The sequence below is a fragment of the Halomonas korlensis genome, from assembly GCF_900116705.1.
GTDB classification, from domain to species: Bacteria; Pseudomonadota; Gammaproteobacteria; order Pseudomonadales; family Halomonadaceae; genus Halomonas; species Halomonas korlensis.
The window spans coordinates 33134-51789 of sequence record NZ_FPBP01000013.1; the positions used below are offsets into that span (position 1 = coordinate 33134).

The window sequence follows — 18656 nt, forward strand, 5'->3', positions numbered from 1 at the left end:
TCGATAGTGCGGCCGATACAATGGCTGCAGTGTAACATTGCCATTTTGCCAATGCCCGGAGGGACCGATGGAACGTGATCGACTGGTTGCCGCCTGCGACCGGCTACTCGACGCTACCTCTTTTCAAGATTACACATTGAATGGACTGCAAGTGGCTGGGCGGTCGAAGGTCAGGAAAGTCATGAGCGGAGTAACAGCTTGCCAGGCGCTACTCGATGAGGCGGTGGCTTGGAAAGCCGACCTCGTGCTGGTGCACCATGGTTATTTCTGGAAGAACGAACCGGTGGCCATCAGCGGGATGAAGCGTCGGAGACTGCATACCCTTCTAGTCAATGATCTCAACCTGCTCGCTTACCATCTTCCCCTGGATGCCCATGTTGAGCTTGGCAACAATGCTGAGCTGGCCCGCCTGCTCGACTTTGAGGTGACCGGCTGTGCCGATGGCGAACTTGGCAAGGGGCTGGTCTGGCTGGGCAATCCACCCAAAGGGCTTGATGCCGAGACCCTGGCGGGGCTCCTGGAACAGCGCCTGGCTCGCAGGCCGCTGGTGATCGAGGCGCCCGGCAAGGGAGAGATACGCCGCGTTGCCTGGTGTACCGGTGGGGCACAGGACATGATCACGACAGCTTTCGAGGCCGGGGCAGATGCCTTTATCTCGGGCGAGATATCCGAGCGAACCACCCACCTTGCCAGAGAGCTGGGCATCTACTACCTAGCGGCGGGTCATCACGCCACCGAACGCTATGGCGTTCAAGCGTTGGGCCAGTGGTTAGGGAAGAAATTCGACATCGAGCACCGTTTCGTGGATATCGACAATCCGGCCTGACTGAGCACTACCGGCTTGGCGGCGCGAGCCCGTTCATCACGAAACGATACAGGCTCTCAGTAGCGAGGCGGTTGTAGCGCGACATCGCGGGACTTGAGGCCGAAATCCTCCGAGAGGGTCCCGCCGCTGCCGTCAGCATAGTCTCGTGGAGTGGCCAGGCGTTCGTTGGTGGTGTCTCTTTCCACTTCGGCTGGGGGTACGTTCAGCGTGTTCGTGCGGTGGGGTAGGCTATTGAGCGTCTCGGCGCCCTTCTCGAGTCGCTGCATCAGCGTATCGCTGTCGCGGCGCAGGCTTTCGGCAAGCCCGGTGAGCTCGGTGAAATGCTCATCAACGCCACTTTTCAAGACAGAGAGTTCGCGGTCACGCTCGGCGACCTTTCGACGCAGCGTCCGGACTTGACCGGCCCTGGCGTTGAGAAAGTGATAGCTCATCGCGCCGATTCCGATGCCGGCGAGCAGCACGGCAATGGTGATTATCCAATTGATATTGCTTTCGTCCACGTCTATCTCCTGCGGCGATGGAAGCGGCCCGACGCGCTAGGCGGATCCGCCATCGAGGGGTAGCCCTCGCGCCCCATTATAGGGCTGCAGCCGAGGTCCGGGTCAACGCGGTGGCATCGATGCGAACCCGAGGGGGGTTGCGTATAATCGAGCTTGTCGAAGCCGCGAGCAGGATCTTTTACCCTTCATGAGCGACCCTTCTACCATGCCAGCGTCCCCTGATGCGACCCGCCCGGCCTCCCCGATGGCGCGCTATCGTGCCGATCTCGAGCGGGATGACTTTCACCATGATCCCGCTCAGGAACAAGCGGTCCAGCACCTTCAGCGTCTTTATGATGATCTGGTGGCAAGGCCGCGCGCGCCGCAGCGCTCGGCCCCGACCGGCAGGCGGATCAAGTCACGCATGGCGGGGCTTTTCGGGCGCCGTGAGGAGCGACAGACGCCCGCCTTGCCCGACATCAACGGCCTTTATCTCTGGGGGGGAGTGGGGCGTGGCAAGACATACCTGATGGATTGCTTTCACGAGTCGCTGCCTTTTCCCGAAAAAATGCGCACGCATTTTCATCGTTTCATGCAGCGGGTGCATAGCGAGCTCGAGCACTACAAGGGGGAGCATAATCCCCTCAAGCTGGTGGCCGCCAAGTTCGCTGCCGAAGCGCGGGTAATCTGCTTCGATGAGTTTTTCGTCAAGGACATCACCGATGCAATGATCCTCACCAACCTTCTCGAGGCGCTCTTCGAACATGACGTGGTGTTGGTAGCGACTTCCAATGTCATCCCTGACGACCTTTACCAAGAGGGGCTTCAGCGGTCACGCTTCTTGCCGGCAATCGAGCTGCTCAAGCGGCACTGCGATATCGTCAACGTTGATGCTGGCATCGATTATCGACTGCGAGCCCTGGCGCGTGCCGAGATATTTCATGCCCCGCTCGACGCCGAGGCGGAGCGCGAGCTTGCGCGAAGTTTCCGCGAGATTGCCGGTCACGAGGGGGAGGAGGGCGCGACTCTCGAAATTAACCATCGTGTGCTGCATACCCGTTGCCTGCATGACGACGTGGTCTGGTTCGAGTTTCGTGAGTTATGCGATGGACCACGTAGTCAGAACGATTACATCGAACTGGCCCGTGAATTCCACAGCGTGCTGCTGTCCAACGTGACCTGCATGAATCGCAAGACCGATGACCAGGCCCGGCGCTTCATCAATATGGTCGACGTGTTCTATGACCGGGGAGTCAAGTTGCTGATGTCTGCAGAGGCGCCCGCCGAGCGGTTGTATAGCGGCGGACGTCTGGAGTTCGAATTCAAGCGGACGCTGTCACGGTTGCAGGAAATGCAATCGCACGAGTATCTCGCCCTGCCGCATAAACCCTGATTGCCCCTTAACCCCGGCGGGAGAGTCGTGTAGAATGCGGGCTCGCTCGACCGTTGCGCCGCTTTCAAGCGCGGCGCAACCAAGAAAAATAGGGATGGTCCCGAGCCCGAAAGCGGGCAGCAGGACCCAATGCATCGATTTGGTGATTCATCCATGAAGACGTACACTGCCAAACCGCAGTCCGTCCAGCGCGACTGGTATGTCGTCGACGCCAAGGACAAGACGCTCGGTCGTCTGGCCACCGAGATTGCTCGCCGTCTGCGCGGCAAGCACAAGCCCGAGTTCACCCCGCATGTGGATACCGGCGATTATATCGTCGTGATCAATGCCGAGAAGGTGAAAGTCACCGGCAACAAGGCCAGTGCCAAGACCTACTACCGCCACACCGGCTATCCCGGTGGCCTGCGGTCCATGAATTTCGAGAAAATGATTGCTCACGCACCCGAGCGCGTCATCGAGTCTGCCGTGAAGGGCATGTTGCCGAAGGGTCCCCTGGGTCGTGCCATGTATACCAAGCTGAAGGTTTACGCCGGCACCGAGCATCCGCACGCTGCCCAGCAGCCGCAAGAACTCAACATCTGAGGGAGTCTTCGCCATGACACAGCAGTATTACGGAACCGGGCGCCGCAAGACCTCCACCGCTCGCGTGTTTCTGAAGCCGGGTACCGGCAAGATCACCGTCAACGACCGTGCTCTGAACGACTATTTTGGACGTGTAACCGGCCACATGGTGGTTCGTCAGCCGCTCGAGTTGACCGAGACCCTGAATCAGTTCGATGTCTATGTCACCGTCAAGGGTGGTGGCGGTTCGTCGCAGGCTGGCGCCATTCGTCACGGGATCACTCGTGCGTTGCTGGTCTACAATGAGGAGTTTCGCAAGCCGCTGCGTGCAGCCGGGTACGTCACCCGTGATGCGCGCCAGGTCGAACGCAAGAAAGTGGGTCTGCGCAAGGCGCGTCGTCGCCCGCAGTTCTCCAAGCGTTAAGCGTTCGCTTGCTCGATTCCAGCGCCCGGGTCCTTTGGCTCGGGCGTTTTTATTTCTGCATCAACCAGTTGTTATGGCGCTTTCGTCTCGGTCGGGTGACTTGTCCTTGTGCGAAGCGGCGCGTTTTTTTAACATAGACCGCATTTGGTAGCCGTGGTCGCGAGATGCATTTAAGTTCGTGATGCCGGTGGGCAAGCTGATGGGAGATACAAGAAATGGCAGATAACGGCGTGAACAAAGGGCGGCGCCGTTTCCTCGTAGGCGCCACCTCCGTTGTAGGGGCGGTAGGTGCTGTCGGGGTAGCGGTCCCCTTTGTGGCTTCCTGGCAGCCTAGTGCCAAGGCAAGGGCGGCGGGTGCGCCTGTGCGTGCCGACATATCCAAGCTCGAAGCCGGTCAGCGCATGACCGTGGAGTGGCGCGGACGTCCGGTATGGGTCATCAATCGTACGGAGGAGATGATCGAGCGTACTCGAGAATTCGATGCGTCACGCCTGGCCGACCCTGACTCCGAGGAACTTCACCAGCCCACCTACGTGTCGGGACCACTGCGCTCGGTAAGGCCGGAAATCGGTGTGCTCATCGGTATCTGTACGCACCTCGGTTGCTCACCGCTCTACCGTCCCGAGCCGGATGCCGTCGATATTGAAAACTGGCCGGGGGGGTTCTTCTGTCCTTGCCATGGCTCCTATTTCGACCTGGCTGGCCGTGTGTTCACCAACGTGCCGGCGCCGACCAATCTTGTGGTGCCGCCATACCGCTTCGAAGGCGACGACATTATTGTCGGTGAAGATGAGGAGGCTGCCTGATGGCTAACCCGAACAAGGCCAAGGCGGAACGCGGCGTCATGCGCTGGATCGATGACCGCTTTCCGGCTACCAGCATGTGGCAGGACCACATGGCCAAGTACTATGCGCCGAGGAACTTCAACTTCTGGTATTTCTTCGGCTCGCTGGCGCTATTGGTGTTGGTGAATCAGATTCTCACCGGTGTCTGGTTGACCATGAGTTATAACCCCTCCGCCGAAGAAGCCTTCGCTTCCGTCGAGTACATCATGCGCGATGTCGAGTACGGCTGGCTGATCCGCTACATGCATTCCACCGGTGCAACGGCATTCTTCGCTGTCGTTTATCTGCACATGTTTCGCGGTCTACTTTATGGCTCCTATAAGGCACCACGTGAGCTGATCTGGATCTTCGGCATGATGATCTACCTGGCGTTGATGGCCGAGGCCTTCATGGGTTATCTGCTGCCCTGGGGACAGATGTCCTACTGGGGTGCTCAGGTGATCATTTCGCTGTTCTCGGCGATTCCGGTGATCGGTCCCGACCTGACCCAGTGGATTCGCGGTGACTTCCTGATTTCGGGGATTACCCTCAATCGCTTCTTTGCCTTGCATGTGGTGGCGCTGCCCATTGTGATCCTGGCACTGGTTGTATTACACATCATCGCCCTGCATGAGGTCGGTTCCAACAATCCCGACGGTATCGACATCAAGGCCAAGAAGGATGAGACGGGCAAACCGCTTGATGGAATCCCCTTCCACCCTTATTACACCGTCAAGGACCTGGTCGGTGTGGCGGTCTTTCTGTTCGTCTTCTGTGTGGTGATCTTCTACTTCCCCGAAGGCGGCGGCTACTTCATCGAGAAGCCCAACTTCGAGCCTGCCAATCCCATGGTGACGCCGGATCACATCGCGCCGGTATGGTACTTCACGCCGTTCTACGCGATCCTGCGCGCCATTAACTTCTCGTTGTTCGGCCTGGATGCCAAGTTCCTCGGGGTGTTGTTCATGGGCGGGGCAATCGCGGTGCTCTTCGTCTTGCCCTGGCTCGACCGGAGTCCGGTTCGCTCCATGCGCTACAAGGGTTGGATGTCCAAGGTGATGCTCACCCTGTTCGCGATCAGCTTCGTGATACTCGGCGTGCTTGGTGTCTTGCCGACTACGGGAGGCCGTACGCTACTGGCTCAAGTATGCACCGCGATCTATTTCGCCTTCTTCCTGCTGATGCCGTTCTATACCCGGCTGGAGAAGACTAAACCCGTTCCTGAAAGGGTGACTGGCTAATGAAAAAGCAACTGTTCGCACTGCTGTTCGCGATGCTGCCGGTCGCGGCGATGGGAGCGCCCGCCGCCGGTGTGCCTTTCTCCATGGAGCCAGATCTGCAGGACAAGGCCTCGCTGCAGAATGGCATGAAGCTCTATGTCAATTACTGCATGGGATGTCACTCGCTGGAACATCAACGCTTCTCACGTGCCGCGGAGGATCTCGAGATCCCCCAGGAACTGGTAGAGGAAAATCTCATTTTTTCCTCGGATCTGGCCTTCAATGACCAGATGCATATCGCGATGGGCAGCGACGATGGGGCCAACTGGTTTGGCGCCGCGCCGCCGGATCTTTCTCTGGTGAGTCGCTTGAGGGGCAACGACTGGGTCTATTCCTATCTGCTGACCTTCTACAAGGATCCGGATACGGTGACCGGCGTGAACAACGCGGTGTTTGATCTGGTAGCGATGCCCAACGTTCTCGAACCGCTACAGGGTGTACAGGAGAAAGTGTGCGCCGAGACGGATCGACCCGTGGAAGGTACCGAGCCCGATACGCTTTCCGGCAAGTATCAGTCCTGTGAGACCTTGCAGGTGACACAGCCCGGCCAGATGGAGCCAGAGGAGTTCGAGGAAGCCGTCTATGATCTGACCAACTTCCTGGCCTATGTGGGAGAGCCTTCAAAGCTACAGGCACAAGCGCTTGCGCCTAAAGTATTGATATTCATCTTTATTTTTGGTGTTATCGCTTACCTGCTCAAGCGCGAGTACTGGCGCGACATTCACTGATCCGTCTTCAGCGGAGAGACTCGGGGCGCGTGGTCATGCAGGCCATGCGCCCCTTTATGGTTCAACCTGGACGAGCATGATCAGCCGGCCAAGGCCCCTCAAGCAGGTGGCTGCCGTGTTACTATTGCTGTCCGAACTGATGCGAGGATTGTTTCATGGGTGTAGTGGCCAAGCGGTCGTCGATGATCTTCTATTCTGGAGGGAGTGATCACTTCAGTCACCGTGTGCGCATCGTGCTCGCCGAGAAGGGCGTGGCCGTGGATATTGTCGAGGTGGCCGACGAACATCCCCCTGAGGAACTCGCCGATCTCAACCCCTACAACAGCGTACCGACGCTTCTCGATCGTGACCTGGTGCTCTATGAATCCAAGGTGATGATGGAATATCTCGATGAGCGCTTTCCGCATCCGCCGTTGTTACCGGTCTATCCCGTCGCGCGGGCCCAGAGCCGGTTGTGGATGCATCGCATCGAACGCGAGTGGTGCCCGCTGGTCGAGCAGATTCTCGATAGCAGCAAGAAGGAAGCCGATAAGGCTCGCAAGGAGCTTCGCGAAAGCCTGATTGGTATCTCGCCGATCTTCGAAGACATGCCCTACTTCATGAGCGAAGATTTCACCTTGGTTGACTGTTGCCTGGCACCTATTCTCTGGCGCTTGCCGGTGCTGGGGATTGAACTTCCCGACAAGCAAGTAAAGCCGTTAGTCAGCTATATGGAGCGTGTTTTCGAGCGCGAGGGCTTCAAGGCCGCGTTGAGTGAAAGCGAGCGTGAGATGCGCCAGTAATTTTGTGATTCCGGCCCTTAGCCGGACTGTCGGACTTATACCCAAGCAGGAGGGCCAACGGATGCAATCGAGTCGCCCCTATCTAGTCAGAGCCCTTAACCAATGGCTGCTGGACAATGACTTAACGCCTTACATCGTGGTGGATGCCGAATACCCAGGCGTCGAGGTGCCTCGTCAGTTCGTGCAGAACGGCCAGATCGTGCTGAATATGGCGCCGACGGCGGTGCGAGAACTTTTCATGGAGAACGAGGCGCTCGGCTTCAGCGCTCGCTTCGGTGGTCAGCCCATGCGGATCATGGTGCCAATGGCAGCGCTAGTGGCCATTTATGCCCGTGAGAATGGCGTCGGGATGGTGTTTGGTCACGAGCCGGAGTTGCCGGTTGCTGGTGGGGAAGAGCCGTCGTCCACCGATGAGCAGGCTCCGACACTGAGCAGTGTAGGAAACGACGACAACAGTGAAAATGGTGCAAGCGACAAGGATGAAGGCAAGGCCGATGAGGATGCGGCGCCCCGCAAGGGAAAGCCTTCGTTGCGAGTCATCAAGTGAGTCGTTGAATCGGCCTGATAGCCAGGCCCCACGGTATGTCAGCCAGTATGGGTGACACTACGCAAAACGGCAGACTCCTGGTCTGCCGTTTTGCGTTGGCACCGCCGGTTTGCTGGAGGGAGGGCCGTTTCGCTGAGGGATGGGACCATCAGTTCAGGTCAGTCCAGGTAATCGAATACCTTGACGATACGCTCCATGCCGCCTAACCGAGACACCGCCTCGACGATGCGCTCGGCCTCACCACGTGTCACGATTCCCATCAGGTAGACACTGGCATTCTCAGTGACCACTCGGATGCGTCCGGTATCGATCTGCTCGTTTGCCGCAAGGCTGGTGCGGATACGGGTGTTGAGCCAGGTATCAGCGACACGCTGGCTCGCCGGCAGGTTGGCGGCAACCGAAAGCTCATTATGCACCACCCGGACATTGCGGACACTGTTGGCGATCTCGTTTGCCATTTCCTTGAGTTCTTCGCTCGGCACCTGGCCCGTCAGCAATACCACACCATTGTAGGCATCAACATTGATGCGGGCATCGCCAAGCCGCGCATCGGTACGGGAGAGATTATGGTTGATCTTGGTCTCGATGCTGTTGTCCTCGACCCTGGCACCTTCGGTGCGCTCTCCATAGTTCTCTTCCAGAGTGCCGGGTGTGGCCGCCGAGTTGACAGCTGCACAACCGGAAACGGTCAGCGTCAGGCCGAGGAGCAGGGCAGTAAGTAGTGTCTTGTACGTCATGGAAGTCATTCGCTGGCACCAAAGAGTTGTTCATCGATCAAGTCGCACAAGCAGTGTATCACCAGTAGGTGGACCTCCTGAATGCGGGCTGTTGAGGTGGCCGGGACGCGTATCTCGCAGTCATCCTGGCTGAGCAACGAGGCCATGTTGCCACCATCCCGCCCGGTCAGGGCGACTACTGTCATGTCGCGGTCGTGGGCCGCCTGGATCGCCTGAATGACATTGGCTGAGTTGCCACTGGTCGAAATGGCCAGAAGAACGTCCCCAGGCTGGCCTAGGGCACGAATCTGTTTGGAAAACACCTCATTGTAACTGTAATCATTGGCGATGGAAGTCAATGTAGAGGTGTCGGTGGTTAATGCCAGTGCAGGCAGGCTCGGACGCTCGCGTTCGAAACGGTTGAGCAGCTCAGATGAGAAGTGCTGACTATCACCAGCACTGCCCCCATTGCCGCAGGCGAGTATCTTGCCCTCGCTGACCAGGCATTGCACCATCATCTGGCTGGCGACCTCGATGAAGGGCGGCAGGACTTCGCTGGCATAAGTCTTGGTGTCGATGCTGGCATTGAAGTGGCCGAGAATACGCTGCTGAAAATCCATGCGGGGTTCCTGGTCGTATGGCGGATGGGTGCGGCCAGTCAGAAGGCCTCGAAGGCACCCTGCACCCAATGAAATTCGAAGGCTGAGGACTGCCCGGTCACGGCCAACACGTCGAAGCGACAGGGACATGATAGCCGGTTGCGCTGGAGATAAAAAAGCGCCGCCTTGACCAGCCGGCGTTGCTTGGCGGCGGTCACCGTTTCCAGGGGGTGGCCATGGCGCGCCGTGGTGCGATGCTTGACCTCGACAAATACCAGGGTGTCACCGTCCTGCATCACCAGGTCGAGTTCGCCCCCCTTGGCATGCTGGTTGCTGGCCAGCAGCCGCAGGCCGCGTTCGGTGAGCCAGCTCGCGGCGATTCGCTCGATGGCCTCGCCGCGAGCGCGGGCATCATGAGGCGTCGTCATCGCGCCGATCGCTCCTGGCATCGTTCGTCGAACGGTCGAAGAGGCCAGGAATCAAGATCGGTTGCGGCACGCCATTGACGAATCGCGCCCAGGGCAGTTGGCGCAGGATGCGGCCATCCTCTCCGGGTCGCAGCGTCCCGGTGGCGCCGAAGACTTCGCTGTTCGGTAACGCCTGCAACTGGGGCAGGCGTCGGGCCAGTTCGTAGGCGTCCACTCCCATGGCCAGGAGTCGAAACATCGCCGGGTCGGATTCTTCGCGCAGCTCACGGTAGCTGTTATAGAAGGGCAGGGCCTCTTCGCCGCCGACGGCGGCATCGGGAATCTGCCAGGGTATATCGATGAACCTCACATCATCCAGATCGTGGTCCAGGCGCGGTTGCAGGCGTCCTTCGTAAAGGTGTGAAGTGGCATAGACCGGCAGTTCGCCGGCATAGAAATAATCCAGGGTCGGCGGAACCTGACGGGCGAACTCGGGCAGTGCCAGCAGGAACAGCATATCGACGTTGCCCAGCCGGGCGCGCTCGTTGCTCACGTTGAGCGCGGGTTTCACGGCATTGGCCACCGAGCCCTCGGGGTCATAGCGAACCGCTTTGGTCACTTCGCCGCCGCGGTCGCTCCATTCATTCCAGAAGGCTTCGCCGACCCGGCCGCCCCAGTCATTATCGGGCACCAGCACCGCGGCACGACGATGACCATCCTGCCAGGCGCGACGGGCCGTCTGGCGAGCTTCATCTTCGGCGGACAGGCCATACTGAAAAAGATTATCGGTCTGGTTGCGCTCGGCCGTTCCGTAGTTCAAGGCGAGCGTGGGCAGAGGCACTTCGTCGCGACGTTCCAGTTCGCTGACGAGTTGCTTCTCCAAGGGGCCGACCACGACCTGGGCGCCGCGGTTCTCGGCTTCGCGGTAAAGCGCATCGAGATCGCCATGACTCGAATCGATGAAGCTCAGTTGCGCACTGTTGCCCTGGTTGGCTTCGTTGAGATGGTGAGTGCGCATGCCGTCGCGAATCGCCGCGGCAACTTCGGAAAGCGGGCCGGATTCGGGGAGAAAAACGGCAATGTGATTGACCTCCAGGCCCCGTAATTCGCGCAATGCCAATAGCTCGGAAGGTAGGCGGCGTGCCGCCGGGTGATTGGCATGGCGGCTGCGCCAGTCATCCAGCCGGTCGAACAGACGCTGGATATCGCCCCCACTGCTACGAAACAGCTTGGTCAGGTCGAGCCATCCGCGAGTGAGGGAATCTGCCCCGGCCTCGAGCGAGTTCAGTTGACGAGTCTCCAATCGCGTCAGGGCCTGCCAGATGGGGTCATTGAAGGCTTCCCGATCGGTATCGGCTTGAACGTCGAGCAGGGTTTCGGCGGCCGCGAGGGGTTCATCGACCTCGAGGAGCGCTATCCCCAGGCGTTCACGAAGCAGCACCGACTGATCCTGGGCCGGTTGCAGCGCCTCGATGTCCTGTCCTGCCTGGATCGCCGCCCAGGGGTCGTTCAGCGCCTCGCCCAGGTCCGACAGCAACAGTGCCCAGCGCAGTCGTGCCGACGCCTCGAGCTGACGGTCATCGATCTCCTTGGCAACCTCGAGTGCCTGGGGGCGGCTGCCCTGACGTGCTAGGATATCAGCCGCTTCCAGTCGGGTGAGCGCCGCCTGGGCGGGTGCCTGCTGCTCGGCCTGCTGAAGTAGCCGCTGTGGGTCATCCGCGGCACGGCGTTCCATGATGCCAGGTTGCAAGCCGCAGCCCGCCAGTATTAGCGCCATCAGCGCGGCGGCCAACAGGCCACGAATCGAGATGTTCATGAATCCTTCCTTGTCCCCATTAGCCGCGAGCAACCCAGGGAGCCGAGATGTCAGATGCGATTGCCGGTGCATTGTACGTGGTCGCTACACCGATTGGGAATCTGGACGACCTGAGCTTCCGTGCGATCCGAGTGCTTGGCGAGGTGGCGCTGATCGCCGCGGAAGATACCCGGCATAGCGCACGCCTGCTGCGACACCTGGGCCTTACGGTGCCGATGTTGTCGCTCCATGAGCACAATGAGCCGGCGCGGATCGAGCAGCTCGATGCACGACTGCTGGGCGGCGAGTCGATCGCCCTGATCAGCGATGCGGGAACCCCGCTGATCAGCGACCCGGGGTTCGTGCTGGTGCGTGAATTGCGCGCCAGAGGACGGCGGATCATCCCGATCCCGGGCCCCTGCGCGCTGGTTGCGGCATTGTCGGCGGCGGGGTTGCCGACGGATCGGTTCCTGTTCCAGGGTTTTCTGCCAGCCAGAAGCGCAGGCCGACGCGCTCGACTCGAGGCCTTGGTTGACCGCGAGGAAACCTTGGTGTTCTACGAGTCGCCGCACCGTATCCGCGACACCCTCGCCGATCTGGCCTGTACTCATCAGGAGCGCCAGTTGGTGTTAGCCCGTGAGCTGACCAAGACCTTCGAAACCTTTCTTGACGGCACGGCCGCCGGACTCCTGGCTCGCATGGACGCCGATCCCGATCAGACGCGTGGTGAGTTCGTGATCATGGTGGCTGGCGCTAAACCGCGCACCGGGGAGGATGCCGTCTCCTTCGAGGCCGATGCCCTGCTGTCGGCGCTGCTCGAGGAGGGTGTCGGCGTGAAGCAGGCAGCTGCTGTGGCGTCTCGGGTACTGGGTGGGGCGAAGAAAGGCTGGTATGCCCGGACCCAGACTCTCAAGGATGGGGATTGAGGGGCATCGGAGGCGCTGGTATGCTTGCCGCGGGAGTTGGCCAGACAGTCGCCGCTGCGCCGGGTTTTCGGATCGGGCGCAGGGGAGGAAAGTCCGGGCTCCGCAGGGCAGAGTGCCAGGTAATGCCTGGGCGGCGTGAGCCGACGGAAAGTGCAGCAGAGAGCAGACCGCCTACGTCTCCTCAGGGAGGCCGGCAAGGGTGAAAGGGTGCGGTAAGAGCGCACCGCGCGCCTGGTAACAGTGCGTGGCAAGGTAAACCCCACTCGGAGCAAGACCAAATAGGAACCCATTGACGTGGCCCGCGTCGGGTTCGGGTAGGTTGCTTGAGGGCCGTGGTGACGCGGCTCCTAGAGGAATGGCTGTCCACGACAGAACCCGGCTTATCGGCTGACTCCCCCCTGTCACTTGCTTGTCCATTCTCTTCCCATCCCTTCGAACGAGAAGTGCATGACACCATCCGCCTCTGAACACGCCGCCAGCGGCTTTCGCCATGTCAGCGTGCTGCTGGATGGGGCCGTCGATGCCTTGATTCATGATCCACAAGGGAGTTATCTGGACGGTACCTTCGGGCGTGGAGGGCATTCCCGCGCGATTCTCGAGCGCCTGGCCCCCGAAGGGCGATTGCTGGCCATTGACCGCGACCCCCAGGCGATCGCGGCCGCCGCCAGCATCGAGGATGCCCGCTTCAGCGTCGAGCGTGGCGAGTTTGCCCATCTCGGCGAGATCGCCGCGGCTCGCGGTCTGCACGGCCGCCTCGATGGCATCCTGCTGGATGTCGGGGTGTCTTCCCCCCAGCTTGACGATCCCGAGCGGGGATTCAGCTTCCTGCGCGATGGCCCCCTGGACATGCGCATGGACCCTACCCGCGGCGAGAGTGCCGCCGAGTTTCTTGCACGCGCCGACGAAGCCGAGATCGTCAGGGTGTTCAAACAGTATGGAGAAGAGCGCTTCGCCCGACGCCTGGTCAGGGCCATCATCTCTCGACGGGCCGATCGGCCCTTCGAACGCACCGCGGATCTTGCCGAGGTGGTCAAGACGGCTCATCCCGCCTGGGAGAAGGGCAAGCATCCAGCCACCCGTGTCTTCCAGGCGCTGCGTATCCAGGTCAATGGCGAGCTCGAGCAACTCGACGCGGCGTTGGACGCGGCGCTCGAGGCGCTGGCACCGGGGGGGCATATGGTGGTGATCAGCTTTCATTCCCTGGAAGATCGCCGCGTCAAGCGCTTCATCCGCCGGCACGTGCGTGGCGATACCGACCTGCCGCGCGGAGTGCCGGTTCGCGACGATCAGCTGGCCAAACGTCTGGACGCGGTGGGCAAGGCGCAACATGCCGGCGCACCGGAGCTTGCGGTCAATCCCCGCGCGCGCAGCGCCGTGATGCGTGTGGCGCGCAAACGCAGCTGAGGAGACGCTATGGTCAAGGGACGCACAGGCCCCAATGATGTCGGCTGGCCGCTGGCTCGGTTCTCCGGGCTGCGGCTGCTAATTGTCGTGTTGCTTGTGCTGGCCTGTCTGGGGAGCGCTCTGGCGGTGATCACCGCCAGCCACCTCACCCGCGAGCAATATGCAAACCTTCAACGCCTGGAGAGCGAACATCAGCAATTGCAGACCGAGTGGGGGCAGCTGCTTCTCGAGGACAGTGCCTGGTCTTCACCAGCCCGCGTCGAGGGCCTGGCCGAGGAGCGATTGGACATGCGCCTGCCTGAAGTGGTGGACGTCGAGGTGATTCGTCCGTGAGTCTTGATGCCCGAAGCGGGGTAACGCCGCGGCGACCGCCGCCGATGGAGCCGATGGGCGGCGTAAGGTATGGCCTGCTGTTGGTATTGGTCGCGATCGGTCTGGGACTGCTCGCCGGACGCGTGGTGACGCTACATGTCATCGACCGGCCTTTCCTGCAGGGACAAGGCGATGCGCGTACCCTGCGCACCGATACCATTCCGGCCCACCGGGGCATGATCAGCGACCGTCACGGCGAGCCGCTGGCAATCTCGACGCCTGTGGTATCGCTGTGGGCCAACCCCCAGGATTTGCCTGTCGACGATATCCAGCGGCTGATGCTGGCCCGTGGTTTGGGGATGGAGCTCGATGCCCTCAATGAGCGCATCGATCGCTACGGTGAGCGCGAATTCATGTATCTGCAGCGACGCCTGACGCCGAAAGCGGCGCAGCGGGTACTCGACCTGCGCGTACCGGGTGTGTATTCCCGGCAGGAATACAAGCGCTACTACCCCTCGGGAGAGGTAACGGCCCAGCTCCTCGGGGTTACCAATATCGATGATGCCGGCCAGGAGGGCCTGGAACTCGCTTATCAGTCTCATTTGGCGGGAGCGCCGGGGCAGCGGCGAGTCTTGAAGGATCGGCGTGGCCGCCTGGTCCGCGACCTGGCTGTATTGCGCGAGGCGCGGCCAGGGGGTGATCTGACCCTTTCCATCGACCAGCGTCTACAGTACATGGCGTATCGCGAACTCAAGACGGCGGTCGAGGAGCATCAGGCCGATGGTGGCGTGGTGGTGATGATGGACGCCGATACTGGCGAAGTGCTGGCCATGGCCAATCAGCCTTCCTACAACCCCAACAATCGTGCTGGCCTGGATCCTCGAGGGTTGCGTAATCAGGCCATTGTCGATGTCTTCGAGCCGGGCTCGGTGGTCAAGCCCCTGGCCATGGCGGCGGTGATGGAAAGCGGCAAATTCGACCGCGATACCGTGGTTGATACCTCGCCGGGCTGGATGCGCATCGATCGCTTCACCATCAAGGACGTGCGCAATTACGGCGAGCTGGACATGGCCGGTATTCTTGAGAAATCTTCGAATATCGGCATGTCGAAGCTGGTGCTGGAGCTTGATGACCCGCTGGTGCCCGAGAAATACCGCCTGCTGGGCTTCGGGGAGAGCCCCGGGACGGGGTTTCCTGGCGAGGCCAACGGCAGTCTGCCCGCTCCGCTGCGCTGGTCGAGCAGTCAATGGGCGGCGCTTTCCTACGGTTACGGCCTATCTGTCTCGGCGCTTCAGCTGGCCAGCGCCTTTACCGCTCTCGCCAACGATGGTGTCAGGATGCCACCTTCACTGCTCAGGTTGTCTGAGCCGGCCGTCGGCACCCCGGCCATCGATGCCGACGTGGCTCATGATCTTTTGCGCATCATGGAAGAGTCAGTACAGCCAGGAACGGGGGGGCGGCGAGCAGGGGTTCCCGGCTATCGCGTCGCCGGCAAGACCGGTACGGTGCGCAAGAACTCGGCAACCGGTTATACCGAAGATGCGTATCGCAGCCTGTTCGTAGGCGTTGCCCCTGTCTCGGACCCGAGTATCGTCACCGTGGTGATGATCGACCACCCCCAGGCAGGTGATTATTACGGCGGCGCCGTTGCCGCCCCCGCATTCTCGCGTATCGTCGGCAATGCCTTGCGACTGCTCGATGTGCCACCCGACGCGCCGCCCGATGCGCGAGAGGAATGAATCATGAACGTCAGTCAGACCGAGGTGACGGGATGGAGCTAGCCTACGCTCGGCTTGAAGCCAGCCTGTTCAGGCATTGGCCCGAAAGTCGCCCGGCGCTGGCGGCATTGTCGCTGCCGGAGGTATGCCGGCTGCAAGTGGACAGCCGGCGGCTGGCCCGTGGCGATGTGTTCGTAGCAGTGCCAGGCGTCGCGGCCGACGGTCGCCATTTCATCGATGACGCGCTGGCCTCCGGTGCCTCGCTGGTGCTGGCCCATCAGGACGGGCAGCAGCGTCATGCTGACCCGCGGGTGCTGTGGCTGACAGGCCTCAAGGAGACGCTGGGGCCGCTGGGTCAAGAATGCTTCGCCGTGCCCGACGACCTGGAGGTCATTGGCGTCACCGGCACCAATGGCAAGAGCTCGGTAACGCATTATCTGGCGGCGTTGAGCGAGGCCCTTGGCGTCCCGACCGGCCTGATCGGCACCCTGGGACAGGGGCGTGCCGGCAGTTTACACGATACCGGCCTGACCACGCCCGGGCCGCTGTCGCTTCAGGCGGCCCTGGGCGAACTGGCAGCAGCGAAGATGACGCGGGTCGCGATGGAAGTCTCGTCGCATGCGCTCGAACAGGCGCGGCTCGACGGCTGCCGAATCCGTGCCGCCGTGTTCACCAATCTCAGCCGTGACCACCTGGACTACCATGGCAGCATGGCAGGCTACGCCGCGGCCAAGGCACGATTGTTCCGGCGCCCCGAGCTTGAGCTCGCCGTGGTCAATGGTGACGACCCTCTGGCGAGGCTGATGCTGGCCGGCCTGGCGCCTGGCGTCAGGGTGCTGGCGGTCGGTGAACAGGAGGCCACGACACTGCGGGTGGTCGACTGGGTACCTCACGCACAGGGACAGCGCGCCCTGGTCGCGACGCCCGAGGGCGAGCGGGTGATCGAACTCGCGCTGATGGGCCGCTTCACGCTCGACAATGTGCTGCTGGCGATCGCCGTCCTCTATGGTCTCGGCCATCCGCTCGAGGCGCTGTTCACCGCCGCGTCCGGCCTTGCGTCCGTGCCCGGTCGTATGGAGGCGCTGGTAACGCCTGGGTGTCCGACGGTGGTCATTGACTACGCCCATACGCCGGACGCGCTGGACAACGCCTTGGCGGCGCTGCGCGCGCATCTGCCGGGCGAGGGGCAGTTGTGGTGCGTGTTCGGCTGCGGCGGCGATCGCGATACCGGCAAGCGAGCGTTGATGGGCGCGGCCGCCGAGCGTCAGGCCGATATCATCGTGGTGACCGACGACAACCCGCGCAGCGAAGCTCCGGCAAGCATCCGCGAGCAGATTCTCACGGGGCTTTCGCGTGAGGCACGAGAAGCCGCCTGGAACCTGGGCGACCGTGGCCATGCGCTTGCCCGCGTGCTGGGTGATGCCTCGGCCGAGGATGTCGTGCTCATCGCCGGCAAGGGCCATGAGACCTGTCAGGAGATCGCGGGGGTGCGTCACGACTTCTCGGATCGTGTCGAGGCTGTAAACGCTCTGTCGGCACGCAGCGGGAGACCAGGGCGATGAGTGCAATGGGGCTGCAGACCCTCGGTGACATCGCCTCGGCGCTTGGCGTAGCGAGCCCGGACATCGACGCGGCGGTCACGGCGATCGTCACCGACTCCCGGCAACTGGTCCCGGGTAGCCTGTTCGTGGCCTTGCGCGGCGAGCGCTTCGATGCCCATGACTTTCTCGACAAGGCGCGAGACGCCGGGGCCGTGGCGGCGCTGGTCGAACGTCCGGTGGCCGATCCGCTAGCGCAGATTCAGGTGGCGGACACTCGATTGGCGCTCGGGCTGCTGGGGCGGGCGCGGCGTCGGGCCTGGGACGGGCCCTTGGTCGCCGTGACCGGCAACAGTGGCAAGACCACGGTCAAGGAGTTGCTCGCCGCCTTGCTGGGCCGCCACGGCTCGACGCTTGCCACCCAGGGCAATCTCAACAACGATATTGGCGCGCCGTTGACGCTGCTCGGCCTGGAACCCCACCACCGGCAGGCCGTCGTCGAACTGGGGGCCAACCATCTCGGCGAGATCGCCTGGACCACTTCGCTGGCCGAGCCACAAGTCGCCGTCATCACCAATGTCACCGGGGCGCACGTGGGCGAGTTCGGCGGCATGGGCCGTATCGCCCAGGCCAAGGCGGAGATCCTGGCCGGCTTGTCCGCCGAGGGAATCGCGGTGCTTAACCGCGACGATGACTACTTCGCCACCTGGGCGGCGCTTGCCGCACCCCGCGAGGTGCTCGACTTCGCCATCGACCTCCCGCAGGCCCGCGTTCATGCACGGGCGCTGGTCTGTGATGTTTTCGGGCGCTATGCTTTCACGCTTGTCGTGGATGGCCAGGAAGTGGGCCGTGTGCAGCTTGGCCTGTTGGGGCGTCATAACGTGTCCAACGCCCTGGCGGCGACAGCGGCGGCGCTGGCGCTGGGCCTGGCCCCGGCGGACGTGCTCGTTGGACTGGGAGATGTTTCGCCCATGGCGGGGCGTCTCAGTGTTGCCGAGGGCGTGAAGGGCACGCGGCTCTTGGACGATACCTATAATGCCAACCCCGGCGCGGTCAAGGCGGCGCTCGACCTGTTGGTCACGCTGCCCGGGCCCCACTGGTGCCTGCTCGGCGCCATGGGCGAACTGGGGGAGGCGTCCGAGCGGCTGCATGCCGACATCGGGCGACATGCACGGGAGCGGGGCGTCGAGTTCCTAGGCACGCTGGGTGAGTCGGCACGACCGGCAAGCCAGGCCTTCGGTGAAGGCGGGTGCCATTTCGACGACCGGGTGACGCTGATGCGCCACGTCCTCAACCATCTGCCATTCGGGGCCAGCGTGCTGGTCAAGGGATCACGCAGTGCCGGCATGGAACATGTGATTGCCGCCCTGCGCCCGGATGCACCAAGGTGAACGCGA

The 18656-nt window shown here is 61.9% G+C and carries 20 protein-coding genes and 1 other RNA gene; 16 read left to right on the top strand and 5 right to left on the bottom strand.

Translation table 11 applies throughout. The features are described 5' to 3' along the window. Positions 1-67 precede the first annotated feature (67 nt). Positions 68-826 carry a Nif3-like dinuclear metal center hexameric protein gene (locus tag BM341_RS15635; protein WP_089796999.1) on the top strand — a complete coding sequence of 253 codons (759 nt, stop codon included), beginning with the start codon at positions 68-70 and terminating at the stop codon, positions 824-826. 56 nt (positions 827-882) lie between these two features. On the opposite strand, the gene BM341_RS15640 is transcribed toward BM341_RS15635, so the two are convergent. Next, positions 883-1326, bottom strand: coding sequence for a Z-ring associated ZapG family protein (locus tag BM341_RS15640; RefSeq protein WP_089797000.1), 444 nt, complete (start codon positions 1324-1326; stop codon positions 883-885). A gap of 187 nt (positions 1327-1513) precedes the next feature. Here BM341_RS15640 and zapE point away from each other — a divergent pair, with 187 nt between their 5' ends. From zapE to BM341_RS15680, 8 genes are all read left to right on the top strand, one after another. Then, positions 1514-2698: a cell division protein ZapE gene (zapE, locus tag BM341_RS15645; RefSeq protein ID WP_089797001.1), complete on the top strand. Its 1185-nt coding sequence runs from the start codon at positions 1514-1516 to the stop codon at positions 2696-2698. Between the two features lie 153 nt (positions 2699-2851). Further along, the gene (rplM, locus tag BM341_RS15650) at positions 2852-3280 is read left to right on the top strand and encodes a 50S ribosomal protein L13 (protein ID WP_089797002.1); all 429 of its coding nucleotides are present in this window, start codon (positions 2852-2854) and stop codon (positions 3278-3280) included. Positions 3281-3293: 13 nt separating this feature from the next. Beyond that, entirely contained in the window at positions 3294-3683 is a 390-nt protein-coding gene (gene rpsI, locus BM341_RS15655; RefSeq protein WP_089797003.1) for a 30S ribosomal protein S9, read from the top strand. Between the two features lie 215 nt (positions 3684-3898). After that, positions 3899-4489, top strand: coding sequence for a ubiquinol-cytochrome c reductase iron-sulfur subunit (gene petA / locus BM341_RS15660; RefSeq protein WP_089797004.1), 591 nt, complete (start codon positions 3899-3901; stop codon positions 4487-4489). Beyond that, on the top strand, positions 4489-5748 hold the full coding sequence (locus tag BM341_RS15665; protein WP_089797005.1) for a cytochrome b: 1260 nt from the start codon (positions 4489-4491) through the stop codon (positions 5746-5748). Before petA ends, BM341_RS15665 begins: the two co-directional genes overlap by 1 nt. After that, positions 5748-6515, top strand: a complete 768-nt coding sequence (locus BM341_RS15670; RefSeq protein ID WP_089797006.1) for a cytochrome c1 — start codon at positions 5748-5750, stop codon at positions 6513-6515. The genes BM341_RS15665 and BM341_RS15670 overlap by 1 nt, the downstream gene beginning before the upstream one ends. A 155-nt stretch (positions 6516-6670) precedes the next feature. Then, positions 6671-7297, top strand: coding sequence for a stringent starvation protein SspA (sspA, locus tag BM341_RS15675; RefSeq protein WP_089797007.1), 627 nt, complete (start codon positions 6671-6673; stop codon positions 7295-7297). A 61-nt stretch (positions 7298-7358) separates the two neighbouring features. Further along, the gene (locus tag BM341_RS15680; RefSeq protein ID WP_089797008.1) at positions 7359-7844 is read left to right on the top strand and encodes a ClpXP protease specificity-enhancing factor; all 486 of its coding nucleotides are present in this window, start codon (positions 7359-7361) and stop codon (positions 7842-7844) included. A gap of 158 nt (positions 7845-8002) precedes the next feature. On the opposite strand, the gene BM341_RS15685 is transcribed toward BM341_RS15680, so the two are convergent. Genes BM341_RS15685 through BM341_RS15700 form a run of 4 tightly spaced genes read right to left on the bottom strand, consistent with a single transcriptional unit; the run spans position 8003 to position 11382 of the window. Next, complete coding sequence (locus BM341_RS15685; protein ID WP_089797009.1) at positions 8003-8581, bottom strand: BON domain-containing protein; 579 nt, start codon at positions 8579-8581, stop codon at positions 8003-8005. A gap of 5 nt (positions 8582-8586) precedes the next feature. After that, positions 8587-9180 (bottom strand): phosphoheptose isomerase, encoded by a 594-nt coding sequence (locus BM341_RS15690; protein ID WP_089797010.1) that lies wholly within the window; start codon positions 9178-9180, stop codon positions 8587-8589. 38 nt (positions 9181-9218) lie between these two features. Beyond that, on the bottom strand, positions 9219-9587 hold the full coding sequence (locus tag BM341_RS15695; RefSeq protein ID WP_089797011.1) for a YraN family protein: 369 nt from the start codon (positions 9585-9587) through the stop codon (positions 9219-9221). After that, positions 9571-11382 (bottom strand): penicillin-binding protein activator, encoded by a 1812-nt coding sequence (locus BM341_RS15700; protein ID WP_089797012.1) that lies wholly within the window; start codon positions 11380-11382, stop codon positions 9571-9573. The genes BM341_RS15695 and BM341_RS15700 overlap by 17 nt, the downstream gene beginning before the upstream one ends. 47 nt (positions 11383-11429) lie before the next feature. Here BM341_RS15700 and rsmI point away from each other — a divergent pair, with 47 nt between their 5' ends. The 7 genes from rsmI to BM341_RS15735 all read left to right on the top strand — a co-directional run bounded on the left by rsmI (position 11430) and on the right by BM341_RS15735 (position 18650). Beyond that, positions 11430-12287 (top strand): 16S rRNA (cytidine(1402)-2'-O)-methyltransferase, encoded by an 858-nt coding sequence (gene rsmI / locus BM341_RS15705; RefSeq protein ID WP_089797013.1) that lies wholly within the window; start codon positions 11430-11432, stop codon positions 12285-12287. A gap of 32 nt (positions 12288-12319) precedes the next feature. Next, positions 12320-12686: RNase P RNA component class A (gene rnpB, locus BM341_RS15710), an RNA gene on the top strand. 48 nt (positions 12687-12734) lie between these two features. Further along, a complete protein-coding gene (gene rsmH / locus BM341_RS15715) occupies positions 12735-13691 on the top strand; it encodes a 16S rRNA (cytosine(1402)-N(4))-methyltransferase RsmH (RefSeq protein WP_089797014.1) in 957 nt (318 codons plus the stop codon). A 9-nt stretch (positions 13692-13700) separates the two neighbouring features. Further along, a complete protein-coding gene (gene ftsL, locus BM341_RS15720) occupies positions 13701-14024 on the top strand; it encodes a cell division protein FtsL (protein ID WP_089797015.1) in 324 nt (107 codons plus the stop codon). Between the two features lie 53 nt (positions 14025-14077). Then, entirely contained in the window at positions 14078-15742 is a 1665-nt protein-coding gene (locus tag BM341_RS15725) for a peptidoglycan D,D-transpeptidase FtsI family protein (RefSeq protein ID WP_089797016.1), read from the top strand. Positions 15743-15774: 32 nt separating this feature from the next. Further along, positions 15775-17283: a UDP-N-acetylmuramoyl-L-alanyl-D-glutamate--2,6-diaminopimelate ligase gene (locus tag BM341_RS15730; RefSeq protein ID WP_089797017.1), complete on the top strand. Its 1509-nt coding sequence runs from the start codon at positions 15775-15777 to the stop codon at positions 17281-17283. Continuing rightward, a complete protein-coding gene (locus BM341_RS15735) occupies positions 17280-18650 on the top strand; it encodes a UDP-N-acetylmuramoyl-tripeptide--D-alanyl-D-alanine ligase (protein WP_089797018.1) in 1371 nt (456 codons plus the stop codon). The genes BM341_RS15730 and BM341_RS15735 overlap by 4 nt, the downstream gene beginning before the upstream one ends. Positions 18651-18656 lie beyond the last annotated feature (6 nt).